Genomic DNA, 12,663 nt, shown 5'->3' with positions numbered 1-12,663 from the left:
CGCCGCAAAGCAGGAATTTCCCGGCATCCGAGAGAATACATACTTGTGTCTTGTCATATTTTCACGTTGGACGAATTAGGAGGAATCGTAAGCATGAACAAGCAAGATTTGATCAACAGCATTTCCGAGAAAAGCGGCCTGACGAAGAAAGACGTCGAGTCCGTGTTGAACTCCTTCCTTGGCGAAGTTACGGACGCGCTGTCTTCCGGCGACAAGGTGCAATTGATCGGCTTCGGCACGTTCGAGACGCGCAAGCGCTCCGCGCGCACCGGCCGCAACCCGCAGACGGGCGCGACGCTTCAGATCTCCGAGTCCAAGGTCCCTGCATTCAAAGCAGGCAATAAGCTTAAAGAAGCCGTAAAGTAAGATGCGTCTCGATAAGTTCCTGAAGATCTCCCGGCTGATCAAGCGTCGTACCGTCGCGAAGGACGTGTCCGACCAAGGACGGGTCTGGATCAACGGGAAAGAGGCGAAGGCGAGCAGCACGGTGAAGCTCGGCGACGAGCTGACCGTTCGATTCGGTCAGAAGAGCGTGACCGTGCGCGTCGAGCGGCTTGCCGAGACGACGCGTAAGGACGAGGCGGCCGGCATGTATACGGTTTTGAAAGAAGAATCGCACGGCGGCGAGAGCGTGCTCTGACGCCGACGACCACAAGCCGTTCCCCCGCGAAGCTTTCGCGGGGGGGCGGCTTTTCCATACAAAACGACGTTCTAAAACCGTTGCCCCTTCCATATGGTTAAGGTATAAGGGAGGGGTACATGCCATGGTGGATCATGGGAAGGCCAAGCGCCAGGAAGTGAGACTGCTCAATCGCAGGCTGCTCGAAGTAACGGGCGTCTTGAACGTGGACAGCTTCGACAGCGAGGAGTTCCTGCTCGAGACGGAGCTCGGGTTCCTGAACGTGAAAGGCCAAAATTTACATATCAAGAACCTGAACCTAGAGCAGGGCTTGGTCACCATCGAGGGCACCGTGAATGCCTTCGCTTATTTGGACGGGGCGGGCCCGGACAAGTCGAAAGGCTTCCTCGGGAAGCTGTTCAAGTGACCTTAGACGTTCAATTCCTTACGATGGCCGCCATGATGGCTAGCGGGACGGCGCTCGGCCTGTTATTCGACGGGTACCGGGTGCTGTCGGGCGAGCTCCGGTTCCCGCGCTGGATCGTTCCGCCGCTGGACATCCTGTATTGGGCCGTCGGCACGGCCGCCGTCTTTCGCGTCTTGTATCTCAGCAACGGCGGCGAGGTCCGGTTGTACGTGTTTTTGGCGCTCCTCATCGGCGTCTCGTTCTACTTCGCGCTTCTAAGTCCGCTCTTCGTCAAGCTGTTCCGCCGGGCGATCGACTTGACCAGACGGTGCATCCGTTTCGGCATCCGCGTCGTGGATGCGCTCGTCGTTCGGCCTGCCATAGGCTTGTACCGGCTTTGTATCGTAATTTTGGGATTTTTGGCGGCCTTGTCTATTTTCCTTGGAAAACTTGTGTTACAATTGCTCTATCCTTTGTGGAAATTCGTCCTATGGATCGCGCGGCCGCTAGGGCGGCAAGCGCTCCGGCTCGTCAGGGCGGAGGCTTGGCTGCTGCCGGCGCTTCGCGCCGCGGCGAAGGCGCTGCAGAGGGTCGGCATATGGAGAAAGCGCAAGTAGGGGGAATCGGGGGCATATGGCGACGAGAACGACGGCGAAGCGAGCGGCGAAGCCGAGCAGCTCGCTCAGGAGAAGACGGTTGATCTATATGATCATCGGCGGCGTTTCTCTTTGGGCGGTATTTGCGTTCTTGGAGCAGTCCGGCGCGATGCAGGAGAAGAAGGCGGAGCTGAGGGCGCTCGAGCAGCGCCTGGAAGAAGTGCGCGCGGAACACGAGGCGTACCAATCGGAGGTCAACCGGCTTCAAGACCCTGAATATATCGAACAGAAAGTACGGAAGGACTTCGGCATGACGCGGCCCGGCGATAAAGTGTTCGGGACACCCGCGGAGTAGGAACGCATTGCCGAAACCATGCGTATTCTGTATAATGCAGCTAATCTATTCATGCATTCACCAAGGGAGGAACGGGTTCTTTTATGTCAACCATTGAAGTTGGCGCGAAGCTGGAAGGCAAGGTTACGGGAATCACCCATTTCGGCGCGTTCGTCGAATTGCCGGGAGGCGTTACCGGGCTGGTACACATTTCTGAAATCGCCGACAGCTACGTCAAAGACGTCAAGGATCATCTCAAGCTTGAGGACGTAGTGACGGTGAAGGTCATTAATGTGGACAAAGACGGGAAGATCGGCCTATCGATCAAGAAAGCCGTCGACCGTCCGCCGGAAGCGCCCAGGCCGAGTTTCGAACGCAGCGGGCCCCCTCGCGAAGGCGGGTACGGCGGCGGCCGAGGCGGCGGCTTCGGAGGCGGCCGGGGCGGCGACCGGAGATCGGGCGGCGGGTTCTCGGGCGGCGGCCGGTTGAGCTTCGAGGATAAGATGTCCCGTTTCCTCAAGGACAGCGAAGAACGCATGTCCTCCCTGAAGAAAAATACGGAAGGCAAGCGAGGCGGACGCGGCGCGAAGCGCGTGTAGCCGCGCGTCCTCCCTTCGAAAGTCTGTGCAGCTGACGCTGCGCAGGCTTTTTTGCTTTTTATACGTGCCGTGTCATATATTTCTCTCCCCAAAATACGCGCGGGACCATCGTTGTGACGGCATGCCGTGGGATTCGACATCACGATGCGACAGCATCGCGCGCGAATCGTCCCGAAGCGGCGCGCCGCCGCCGCCGCCCGATCCGGATAATCGCCATCGCCTCGGGCCGCGCGCCGTTTCGATTTCCTTGTCGGAAAAAATTTCAATTCTACCAACGCATTGCGACAAACTTTTTACTAGACTTGCTGATATGATGATTCCACTCATTACTACGGATTAGGGGTGGCAAACCGAACATGGAAAAACGGAACGTGTTGCAACGGCTTGGGTGGGACATCGGAGGCGCGACGGACAAATGGAAGCATACGTTCAAATCCAGGCTGCTGCAGCATCGCGCGGTGCAAGCCGCGGTAGGAAAGCGATGGGCGCTCGTGCTGATGGCCGTGGCGTTCTTGCTCGGCCGGGCGAACATTCTCGGCGAGCTGGCGCCGTTCGCGATCGCGTTCTTCGCGGCCGTCTCGTATTTAAGACCGGGCATGATGAAAGCGTCTGCGGTGGCGCTCGTCGCCGGAAGCCTCCTGTCGCCGCATCTGCAGGTCGGCTCGATCGCCGCGCAGATCGTCGTCTTCGCCTTGTTGCAGCGAGGACTCGCCCGATACGAGAAGTCGGAGGTGTCGCACGCGCCGGCGTTGGTGTTTCTCTCGACGTTCACCGTCGGGCTGTTCGCCGACATCGTGGCGACGAACCTGACGTGGTACGCCGTCATGATGACGTCCGTCGAGGCGGCGCTCAGCAGCGTGCTGACGCTCATTTTCCTCCAAGCCTTGCCGGTGCTGACGCTGACGCGCAAAAACTATCAGCTGCGGCACGAAGAAATTATTTGTTTAATCATTCTGCTCGCATCGGTGCTGACGGGGACGGTGCATTGGGAAATCGGCGCCATCTCGCTCGAGCACACGTTGTCCCGTTACTTGATTCTGTTGCTCGCCTTCGTCGGCGGCGCCCCGATCGGCGCTTCGGTCGGCGTCGTGACGGGATTGATCTTAAGCCTTGCGAACTTGTCGGCGATCCACCAAATCAGCCTGCTCGCGTTCGCGGGCATGCTGGCCGGCCTCTTGAAGGACGGCGGCAAGATGGCGGTAGGCTTCGGCATGCTGCTCGGCACGTCGATCCTGTCCCTCTACGTCGGCGACGCGTCGCACGTGCTCCAATCGACGTACGAGTCGGTCGCTGCGGTCGCGCTGTTTCTCTTGACGCCTAAAGGCATGATTCGAACGATCGCCAAATACGTTCCCGGAACGCAAGAGCACGCGAAATCCCAGCAGGACTACGTGCGCCGCGTACGGGACATTACCGCGAACCGGGTAAACCAGTTCTCCGAGGTGTTCAAGCAGCTGTCCAAGAGCTTCGGCCAGTTGACCGAGAAAAATCACGTCCTGCAGCACGAGGCGGAGGTCGGGCACTTCGTCAACGCCGTGACGAACGAGGCGTGCTCGACCTGCTTCAAGCGAAATACGTGCTGGGAGGGCGATTTCTATAAAACCTATAAGTTTATGACCGACATGATGACGGAGGTGGAGACGAAACCGGACTTCGGGAAAGACGACATTCGCACGGAATGGAGGGCCGCTTGTCACAAGACGGACCGGGTGCTGGGCATCCTGCAGAAGCAGTACGAGAAGTATCGATACGACCGGCATTGGATGAATCAGATTCATGAAAGCCGCAAGCTCGTCTCGGAGCAGTTATTCGGCGTCTCGCAGGTCATGGACGACCTCGTGAAGGAAATCCGGCGCGAAGGACAAGGGTTGTTCCTGCAGGAGGAGCAAATTTCGCAGGTGCTGGAAGAGATGGGGCTGTCCGTTCACCGGCTCGACATCATCTCGCTGGAGGAGGGCAACGTCGAAATCGAAATCGTCCACGGCTTCAAGAGAGGTTTCGACGAATGTCGGAAAATGATAGCGCCGCTCCTCTCCGACGTGCTGGGCGAGACGATCGCCGTTAAGCAGGAGCGGTGGGACGATCCGGGCGAGGGGCTGTCGACGGTACGGTTCTCGTCCGCCAAAGAATACGAGATCGAGACGGGTATCGCCTGCGCCGCGAAGGGCGGGGAGTGGCTGTCGGGGGACAGCTTCTCGACGGTGGAGCTCGGCAACGGGAAATTCGCGGTCGCGGTCAGCGACGGGATGGGCAACGGCGAACGGGCTCGCGTCGAAAGCAGCGCCGCGCTGTCGATCCTGCAGCAGCTGCTGCAGTCCGGCATGGACGAGCAGCTGGCCATCAAGTCGGTGAACTCGGTGCTCATGTTGCGATCCTCGGAGGAAATGTATGCGACGGTCGACCTCGCGATCATCGATTTATATAGCGGAAAGACGACGTTTATGAAAATCGGATCGACGCCGAGCTTTATTAAGCGGGGCGAGGAGGTGCTGCCGATTACCGCGAACAACTTGCCGATCGGCATTTTGAAAGACATCGAGGTCGATCTCGTCGTCCACCAGCTGCTGCCGGGCGATCTGCTCGTCATGATGACGGACGGCGTATACGACGCGCCGGGTCACGCGGTCAATAAGGAGCTCTGGATGAAACGGATCCTCTCCGAGATGGATACGGACGCCCCGCAGGAAGTGGCGGACAAGCTGCTCGAGACCGTCATCCGGCATCACGACGGGCAGGTGGTCGACGATATGACCGTCATCGCGGCGCGCATCGACAAATTCGCGCCGGAGTGGGCGACGTTCCGCTGGCGCGGCGACGCCACGATCGAGCGTCCGCGGACGGTCAGCTGATTTTCTAGTAAACTAGGTCTATTCGACTCCTCATCTGGCAATGCTAGGACTAGAAGATTTATTCGCTAGTCGCTAGAATCGCCGGAAGGGGAGTTTTTGCGTTGAAGCAAATCATCGTCATTACGGACGGGAATTCGAACGAGGGGATCAGCCCGATCGCCGCGGCCGCGCATGCGCGGGCGAGCGGCGTCGTCGTGAACGTCATCGGCGTCGTCGACCGCGAAGAAGCGGGTATGCGAGGAGAGCGGGAGATCGAAGCGATCGCCAAGGCCGGGGGAGGCATACACCGGATCGTGTCGCCGACGAAGCTGGCGTACACGATGCAAATGATGACGAGACACACGGTCGTGGCGACGATTCAGCAGGTCGTCAACGAGGAGCTTCGTTCGATTTTCAAAGACGAGACGACGACGATCGCGACGCTCCCGCCCGAGAAGCGAGCGGAGGTCGTTCGTTCCGTGGATGAATGGACGGAGTCGGCGCCGCTGCGCGTGGCGCTGGCGATCGACGTCAGCGCCAGCATGAAGCATAAGCTCGATGCCGTGAGAGAAGCGGCCTATGACTTAATGCTCAGTCTGCAAGCGCGAACGGGAAAAAGCGAACTTGCCGTGTTACATTTCCCGGGAAATCATGCGAACGCTGTCGAAATCGACGTTCGATGGACGGCGGAACTTGCAAAAGTAGAAAACATTCTATATAAATTAAACGTAAAAGGAACGACGCCTACGGGGCCTGCGATTTTGGATGCGTTAGCGTTGTTCGGGCTAGCCGCGCCGCCGGCGCCGACGTCCGCGCGGCGGGACGCCGACGCGGTTTGGGGCGATTACGTTGTCTGACGGGACGGAGGCGCCCCTTCGGCTTCAGCCCGGCGATCGAGTCGCCGCGAAGTGGAGCGGTCGGACGTTCTTGATCGACCGTCGGCTCGGGGAAGGCGCCAACGGAAGCGTCTACTTGGTTCGCGAGCCGGGAGGAGCGTCCGAAGCGGCAATGAAGCTCGGCAATGACGCCTATGCGCTGCAGTCGGAAATCAATGCGCTCCGCGCTGTGGGCGGCGAGGCTCCGAAGCTGCTGCTCGCCGACGACGGAACGTGCCGGGGGCGGGAGTTCCCGTTTTACGTGATGGCGTTCGTGCCCGGCTCGACGCTGTCCGCGTCCTCGCCCGTCGGCGGCGCGGATCGCGTCGCCGCGGTCGGCGCGAAGCTGCTGGTTCAGCTGCAGGCGCTGCATGCGGCCGGTTGGGCGTTCGGGGATTTGAAGCCGGACAATGTCATGATCGACCGGGCCGGCGAGCCGCGTCTGGTCGATTACGGCGGGGCGACGCGATTCGGGCAAGGGGTGAAGCAGTTTACCGAACTATATGACCGGGGGTTTTGGCGGCTCGGCGGACGGCAGGCGGAGCCGGCCTACGACTTGTTCGCTTTCGCGGTTTCGATGCTGGAGGCGGCCGGACTCGGCCGCCGGGTGCGCGCGACCGCGAATTCGCCGCGTCGCGACAAAGGAAAACAGCTGCTTGCGCTGCCGGACGAAGCCGCGCTGCCGCCGGCGATGAAGCGGGAGCTCCGGCGGCTGCTTCGGGGCGAGCACCGGGATTGCCGGCGCGCGGCGGAAGCCTGGAACGCCGCGGCGGCGAAGCGTGCGCCTCGGCCCGCGCCCGCCGCGGGGGAGCTTTGGCCTGCCGCTTGGTTCGCGGGGGCCTTCGCCGCGTTCGTCGGGGTCGTGTGGTGGATGAGCGGTTCGTAACAGATCATCGGGACGGAGGCGGGAGGCTTATGGAGACGGATGCATTGGCGCAGCGCGTGGAGCGGTTGATCGACGAGCGCGCGTTGTTTCCGGACGGCGCCCGCATCGTCGCCGCCGTCTCCGGCGGGGCGGATTCCGTCGCGCTGCTGGATTTGCTTCGCTCGATCGGGGAGCGTCGAGGCTATCGCATCGCGGTCGCCCACGTAAATCACGGCCTGCGCGGGGAGGAGTCCGATGCGGAAGAGGCGTACGTGCGCGCGTTGTCCGAGCGGCTCGGCGCGCCTTGCTACGCCGCGAGGGTCGACGTCCGCGCCGCGCTCGCCGCGCACGGGAACAATGTGCAAGCCGCCGCGAGAGCGCTGCGGCTGGAAGCGTTCCGGGCGGCGGCCGACGCATGGAACGCGGACGCGACGGCGCTGGCCCACCATGCGGACGATCAGGCCGAGACGGTGCTGATGCGTCTGCTTCGGGGCGCGGGAGCCGGCGGCCTCGCGGGCATTCGGTTCGTCTCCGAGGTGAACGGCTTGAAACTTGTGCGGCCGCTGCTCCGTATAAAGAAGGCCGAGCTCGAAGCGTACTGCGAGGCGCGCGGGTTGGAGCCGCGATTCGATTCCAGCAACGCCTCGCGAACGTATTTCCGCAATGTCGTCAGGCTCGACCTTCTTCCTTATATAATGAAGCTACGCGACGGGGCGGCGGACGCGATTCGCCGAACGGCCGAGCTTTCCGCCGACGAGGACGACTTGCTGGATCGTCTCGCCCGCGAGCGCGTGGAGGCGTCGGCCCGGAGCGAGGGAGGCGGAATTCGGCTGCCGCGCGGCGCGCTGCTCGAGGCGCATATCGCTTTACAAAGACGAATGATTAAAATAATATTAAATAGTCTTGCAACGGATGAAAGCGCAATCGACTTCGCGAAGATCGAGCGCATGCGGGAGGCGGCCGCCGCGAAGGCGCCGACGACGCTGGAGCTGCGGGTCGACGCCCGCACGGCGTTCCGGCGCTCTTACGACATGCTGGAGTGGGCGCCGTTCGAGCGGGCGGCCTTCGAGCCGTATTCGTTCGTCGTCGCGGCCGAACGGCCCGGCCGGCTGGCGCTGCCGGCCGTCGACGGCGAGCTCGAATGGCGGTTGTCTTCGGCGAAGCCGGAAGATTCGGAACCGGCGGACGACGCGTTATGCGTTCGGTACGACGCCGCGGCGGTCGAGGTTCCGTTGACGGTGCGTCCGCGGCGGCCGGGCGATCGAATCGCCGCTTTCGGTTTAAACGGGACCAAATCAGTAAAAGATATCTTCGTCGACGGGAAGCTTCCGCGCGCGCTTCGAGCGGCATGGCCGATCGTGACCGATCGGGCGGGGCGGGTGCTGTGGGTTCCCGGGTTTCGCCGATCGGACGCGGCGCCGGTGACGCCGGATACGGAGACGGTGCTCACGCTTCGGTGGACGGCGAAGGGGAGCATTTTCTAGGGCAAGGGTATGGTCCGGGAAGCACTTACATACGATTAGTTATACTATCATGGATCTGCGCCGACGGGAGGACGAACGTGCACAACGATATTCAAGAAATTTTATTCACCGAGCAAGAAGTTCAGGATAAGGTAGCCGAGCTCGGGCGCCAAATCACCGCCGACTACGCGGGGAAACAGAACCTTCTGGTGCTGTGCGTGCTCAAGGGCGCGTTCATCTTCATGGCCGACCTCGCGAAGCGAATCGACTTGAAGCTCGACATCGATTTCATGGCGGTATCCTCTTACGGGAACGCGACGAGATCTTCGGGAGTCGTGAAGATCGTCAAGGACTTGGACGCGCCCGTCGAAGGGCGGGATATCCTCATCGTGGAAGATATTATCGACAGCGGCCTGACGTTGTCCTACTTGATCGACGTGCTGGAGCGCCGCAACGCGCATTCGGTCAAGGTCGTCACGATGTTTGACAAGCCTCATCACCGGACGGTCGGACTCGAAGCCGATTACAAGGGCTTCTTGATTCCGGACGCCTTCATAGTCGGCTACGGCCTTGATTACGCGGAGAAGTATCGCAATCTTCCGTACGTCGGCATATTGAAGCCCGAGGTGTATTCCGGTCATGCGTGATCCTGCGCAAGGGAGCTGTCGGCGCGGGCCTGGGCTTTGTTGTGGTGCGGGATTCCGCTATGATACAATATATTCACGCCTGAGAGGAGGTAGGGAATGAACAAGATCGTCCGGAACACCGGATTTTATCTGATTATTTTCTTAGTGACCGTCGGTATCGTGCACTTCATCAGCAACCAAAACAACCAAGAAGATACGCTCAACTACAGCGAATTCCGTCAAGCGTTGGCCGACGGGGACATCGCCGAGGTGACTGTCCGGGCGGACCGGCTTTCCTATTTAATTACGGGGAAATACAAAGACGCTGCGCCGGAGGATCCTTCCTTCGAGACGCGCGCGCCGATGGACGAATACGTGCTGGAGATGCTGCGGAACAGCGGCGTCGTCGAGGTACATCTGCCGCAAGAGGGCGAGCCCTTGTGGATCGCGTTCCTTACGGGCATCGTGCCGTTCATCATCATTTTCATCTTGTTCTTCTTCCTGATGAATCAAGCGCAGGGCGGCGGCGGGAAGGTCATGAATTTCGGCAAGAGCCGCGCCCGTCTATATAACGAAGAGAAGAAGAAGGTCACGTTCGAGGACGTGGCGGGGGCGGACGAAGAGAAGCAGGAGCTTGTCGAAGTCGTCGAGTTCTTGAAGGATCCTCGGAAGTTTTCCGCCGTAGGCGCCCGCATTCCGAAGGGCGTCCTGCTTAACGGTCCTCCGGGGACCGGTAAGACGCTGCTCGCCCGCGCGGTCGCCGGCGAGGCCGGCGTGCCGTTCTTCAGCATCAGCGGCTCCGACTTCGTCGAGATGTTCGTCGGCGTCGGCGCCTCCCGCGTGCGGGACTTGTTCGAGAACGCGAAGAAGAACGCGCCATGCATCATCTTTATCGACGAGATCGACGCGGTCGGCCGCCAACGCGGCGCCGGGCTCGGCGGCGGTCACGACGAGCGGGAGCAGACGCTTAACCAGTTGCTCGTCGAGATGGACGGCTTCGGCGTGAACGAAGGCATCATCATTATCGCCGCGACGAACCGCCCGGATATTCTCGATCCGGCGCTCCTGCGACCGGGCCGCTTCGACCGGCAAATTACGGTCGACCGTCCGGACGTGAAGGGCCGCGAGGCGGTGCTGAAGGTCCATGCGCGGAACAAGCCGCTCGCGAAAGACGTGAAGCTCGAGTCCATCGCGAAATATACGACCGGGTTCACGGGGGCGGACCTCGAGAACCTGCTGAACGAAGCGGCGCTCATCGCGGCGCGGCGCAATAAGAAGGAAATCGGCATGGCCGAAATCGAGGAAGCGATCGATCGGGTCATCGTCGGCACGCAGAAGAAGAGCCGCGTCATCTCCGAGCGCGAGAAGAAGATCGTCGCGTACCACGAGGCGGGACATACGATCATCGGGTATCACCTCGAGAACGCGGATATGGTGCACAAGGTGACGATTATCCCGCGCGGGCGCGCGGGCGGATATCTGATGATGCTGCCGAAAGAAGACCGGTATATGATGACGAAGAGCGAACTGCTCGACAAAGTTACCGGCTTGCTCGGCGGTCGCATCTCCGAAGAGCTGTACATCGGGGAAATCGGCACGGGCGCTTCGAACGACTTCCAGCGCGCGACTGCCATTATCCGTTCGATGATTACGGAATACGGCATGAGCAGGCTCGGGCCGATGCAGTTCGGCACGACGCAGGGTCAGGTATTCCTCGGCCGGGATATCGGACACGAGCAAAATTATTCGGATCAGATCGCGTATCAGATCGACCAAGAGATGCAGCGCATGATCAACGAATGCTACGAGAAGGGCCGCGAAATTTTGAAGAAGCACGAGCGCGAGGTGCACCTCGTGGCGCAGACGCTTCTGGAGAAGGAAACGCTCGACCTCGAGCAGATCGAGGCGCTCATCAAGGAAGGCTCGCTCCCCTCGATCGAGGGCGGGGACGCAGCTTCCGCTGACGCCCCGGCGGCCAAGGACGACGTTCGCGTCAACATCGGCAAGCAGGATGACGGCGACAAGAACAAGCTGTCGCTCGAGAAAGAGGATAAGGAAGAGAAGTAAAGTTTGGCTGTCCGAAAACAACTGTCCGCTCGTCATGGCGAGGGACAGTTGTTTTTATTTCAATTTAGAAAGTATAAGTTTGTCGCTATGCGAGTACAAGATTCTTGATGTATTGGGCAAACGATGGGAAGGCGTGGGGCATACCGGAGCGGCGGCTTTTTGCAGGTGTGTTGTTACCTTGATCTAGTTCGATCGGACAACACACCTGCAATGGAGCAAGCCTGGTTAAGACGGTCCTCCGGGGGAGCCGGACGGAGCAATCGGGAGCATGCTCCCCGAACGGTCGGGGGCATGCGTTGCGACGCCATATTCCCGGGCGTATCGCCAATTGACACCCCATGAAAGATTCTGTATTCTTCATATAATCGTACTTTTTTTCACAAACTAATCCGGAACGAACCTAGCGAAGAAGGAGTGGGTCGCATGGGCGCGCCTACCATGGAAGCTTTAGCGCTGGAACGCAAACAAGAACAAAACCGGGAGCTGCGCGAACGGTTGCTGCAATTAAAGAAGGAACGGAACGCCATTATTTTAGCTCATTATTACCAACGCGACGAAATCCAGGAGGTTGCCGATTTCCGCGGCGATTCGTTCCTGCTGGCTCAGAAGGCAGCGGAGACGGACGCGGACACGATCGTCTTCTGCGGCGTTCATTTCATGGGCGAAAGCGCGAAAATTTTGGCGCCGAACAAGACGGTCATTATCCCCGACGAACGGGCCGGCTGCCCGATGGCCGACATGGTCAATGTGGAGGGGCTTCGCGAGCTGAAGCGCAAGCACCCGAACGCGAAGGTCGTGACGTACATTAACTCGTCGGCGGAAATCAAAGCGGAAACCGACATCGTCTGCACGTCGGCGAACGCGGTGAAGGTGATTCAATCCGTCGATTCGGACGAAATTATTTGGGTGCCGGACAAAAACCTTGGCGATTACGTATCGAAGTTCACGGACAAGAAGATGATCATTTGGGAAGGGTATTGCAATACGCACGATATGCTCACGGTCAAGGACGTCGTGGAGATGCGCGCGCAGTACCCGAACGCGCAATTCGTCGTTCATCCGGAATGCCGCCCGGAGGTCGTCAAGATGGCGGACTTCGTCGGCAGCACGACGGCGATCATCGATTATTGCAAGAAATCCGAGCATCAGGAGTTCATCGTCGGCACGGAGGACGGCACGGGCTATCAGCTCCGCAAGGACAGCCCGAACAAGACGTTCCACTTCGCTTCGAAGTACTTGGTGTGCCCGAATATGAAGGTAAACAATCTGAAAAAGCTTGTCCGCTGCTTGGAGACGATGCAGCCGGAGATTCATGTGCCGGAGGATGTCGCCGAGCGGGCGAGACAGTCGCTCGAGCGGATGCTCCAGGTGAAGTGACCGGGCGC

At 60.1% G+C, this 12,663-nt stretch carries 13 protein-coding genes; all 13 read left to right on the top strand.

Annotated elements, in window-relative coordinates; translation table 11 throughout:
- Window positions 1-93: 93 nt before the first annotated feature.
- The 13 genes from VEZ38_RS04810 to nadA all read left to right on the top strand — a co-directional run bounded on the left by VEZ38_RS04810 (window position 94) and on the right by nadA (window position 12,655).
- Entirely contained in the window at window positions 94-366 is a 273-nt protein-coding gene (locus VEZ38_RS04810; RefSeq protein WP_324892212.1) for an HU family DNA-binding protein, read from the top strand.
- A 1-nt stretch (window position 367) separates the two neighbouring features.
- Window positions 368-640: an RNA-binding S4 domain-containing protein gene (locus tag VEZ38_RS04805; RefSeq protein ID WP_324892211.1), complete on the top strand. Its 273-nt coding sequence runs from the start codon at window positions 368-370 to the stop codon at window positions 638-640.
- Between the two features lie 124 nt (window positions 641-764).
- Window positions 765-1,046 (top strand): sporulation protein YabP, encoded by a 282-nt coding sequence (gene yabP, locus VEZ38_RS04800; protein WP_324892210.1) that lies wholly within the window; start codon window positions 765-767, stop codon window positions 1,044-1,046.
- Window positions 1,043-1,642 carry a spore cortex biosynthesis protein YabQ gene (gene yabQ, locus VEZ38_RS04795; protein ID WP_324892209.1) on the top strand — a complete coding sequence of 200 codons (600 nt, stop codon included), beginning with the start codon at window positions 1,043-1,045 and terminating at the stop codon, window positions 1,640-1,642. The genes yabP and yabQ overlap by 4 nt, the downstream gene beginning before the upstream one ends.
- 16 nt (window positions 1,643-1,658) lie before the next feature.
- On the top strand, window positions 1,659-1,976 hold the full coding sequence (locus VEZ38_RS04790) for a septum formation initiator family protein (protein ID WP_324892208.1): 318 nt from the start codon (window positions 1,659-1,661) through the stop codon (window positions 1,974-1,976).
- Window positions 1,977-2,059: 83 nt separating this feature from the next.
- Window positions 2,060-2,554 carry a S1 domain-containing RNA-binding protein gene (locus tag VEZ38_RS04785; protein ID WP_324892207.1) on the top strand — a complete coding sequence of 165 codons (495 nt, stop codon included), beginning with the start codon at window positions 2,060-2,062 and terminating at the stop codon, window positions 2,552-2,554.
- Window positions 2,555-2,910: 356 nt separating this feature from the next.
- Window positions 2,911-5,403 carry a stage II sporulation protein E gene (gene spoIIE, locus VEZ38_RS04780; protein WP_324892206.1) on the top strand — a complete coding sequence of 831 codons (2,493 nt, stop codon included), beginning with the start codon at window positions 2,911-2,913 and terminating at the stop codon, window positions 5,401-5,403.
- A gap of 101 nt (window positions 5,404-5,504) precedes the next feature.
- Window positions 5,505-6,239: a vWA domain-containing protein gene (locus VEZ38_RS04775; protein ID WP_324892205.1), complete on the top strand. Its 735-nt coding sequence runs from the start codon at window positions 5,505-5,507 to the stop codon at window positions 6,237-6,239.
- Window positions 6,232-7,143 (top strand): protein kinase domain-containing protein, encoded by a 912-nt coding sequence (locus VEZ38_RS04770; RefSeq protein ID WP_324892204.1) that lies wholly within the window; start codon window positions 6,232-6,234, stop codon window positions 7,141-7,143. The genes VEZ38_RS04775 and VEZ38_RS04770 overlap by 8 nt, the downstream gene beginning before the upstream one ends.
- Window positions 7,144-7,172: 29 nt before the next feature.
- On the top strand, window positions 7,173-8,606 hold the full coding sequence (gene tilS, locus VEZ38_RS04765; protein ID WP_324892203.1) for a tRNA lysidine(34) synthetase TilS: 1,434 nt from the start codon (window positions 7,173-7,175) through the stop codon (window positions 8,604-8,606).
- 77 nt (window positions 8,607-8,683) lie between these two features.
- Window positions 8,684-9,232 (top strand): hypoxanthine phosphoribosyltransferase, encoded by a 549-nt coding sequence (gene hpt, locus VEZ38_RS04760; RefSeq protein ID WP_324892202.1) that lies wholly within the window; start codon window positions 8,684-8,686, stop codon window positions 9,230-9,232.
- Window positions 9,233-9,328: 96 nt separating this feature from the next.
- Complete coding sequence (gene ftsH / locus VEZ38_RS04755; protein WP_324892201.1) at window positions 9,329-11,278, top strand: ATP-dependent zinc metalloprotease FtsH; 1,950 nt, start codon at window positions 9,329-9,331, stop codon at window positions 11,276-11,278.
- A 438-nt stretch (window positions 11,279-11,716) separates the two neighbouring features.
- The gene (gene nadA, locus VEZ38_RS04750) at window positions 11,717-12,655 is read left to right on the top strand and encodes a quinolinate synthase NadA (RefSeq protein WP_324892241.1); all 939 of its coding nucleotides are present in this window, start codon (window positions 11,717-11,719) and stop codon (window positions 12,653-12,655) included.
- Window positions 12,656-12,663 lie beyond the last annotated feature (8 nt).

Origin of the sequence: Paenibacillus sp. (assembly GCF_035645235.1) — a bacterium.
In the GTDB taxonomy this organism is placed as follows: Bacteria; Bacillota; Bacilli; order Paenibacillales; family YIM-B00363; genus Paenibacillus_AE.
Note: the sequence above shows the minus strand (reverse complement) of the source record. Positions and strands in the feature narration are given on the sequence as shown.

Excerpts from the sequence above, each read along its gene's own strand:
- VEZ38_RS04785 (WP_324892207.1), top strand. The coding sequence starts at position 2,060 with ATGTCAACCATTGAAGTTGGCGCGAAGCTGGAAGGCAAGGTTACGGGA.
- VEZ38_RS04790 (WP_324892208.1), top strand. The coding sequence starts at position 1,659 with ATGGCGACGAGAACGACGGCGAAGCGAGCGGCGAAGCCGAGCAGCTCG.
- spoIIE (WP_324892206.1), top strand. The coding sequence starts at position 2,911 with ATGGAAAAACGGAACGTGTTGCAACGGCTTGGGTGGGACATCGGAGGC.
- VEZ38_RS04810 (WP_324892212.1), top strand. The coding sequence starts at position 94 with ATGAACAAGCAAGATTTGATCAACAGCATTTCCGAGAAAAGCGGCCTG.
- ftsH (WP_324892201.1), top strand. The coding sequence starts at position 9,329 with ATGAACAAGATCGTCCGGAACACCGGATTTTATCTGATTATTTTCTTA.
- yabP (WP_324892210.1), top strand. The coding sequence starts at position 765 with ATGGTGGATCATGGGAAGGCCAAGCGCCAGGAAGTGAGACTGCTCAAT.
- VEZ38_RS04805 (WP_324892211.1), top strand. The coding sequence starts at position 368 with ATGCGTCTCGATAAGTTCCTGAAGATCTCCCGGCTGATCAAGCGTCGT.
- nadA (WP_324892241.1), top strand. The coding sequence starts at position 11,717 with ATGGAAGCTTTAGCGCTGGAACGCAAACAAGAACAAAACCGGGAGCTG.
- tilS (WP_324892203.1), top strand. The coding sequence starts at position 7,173 with ATGGAGACGGATGCATTGGCGCAGCGCGTGGAGCGGTTGATCGACGAG.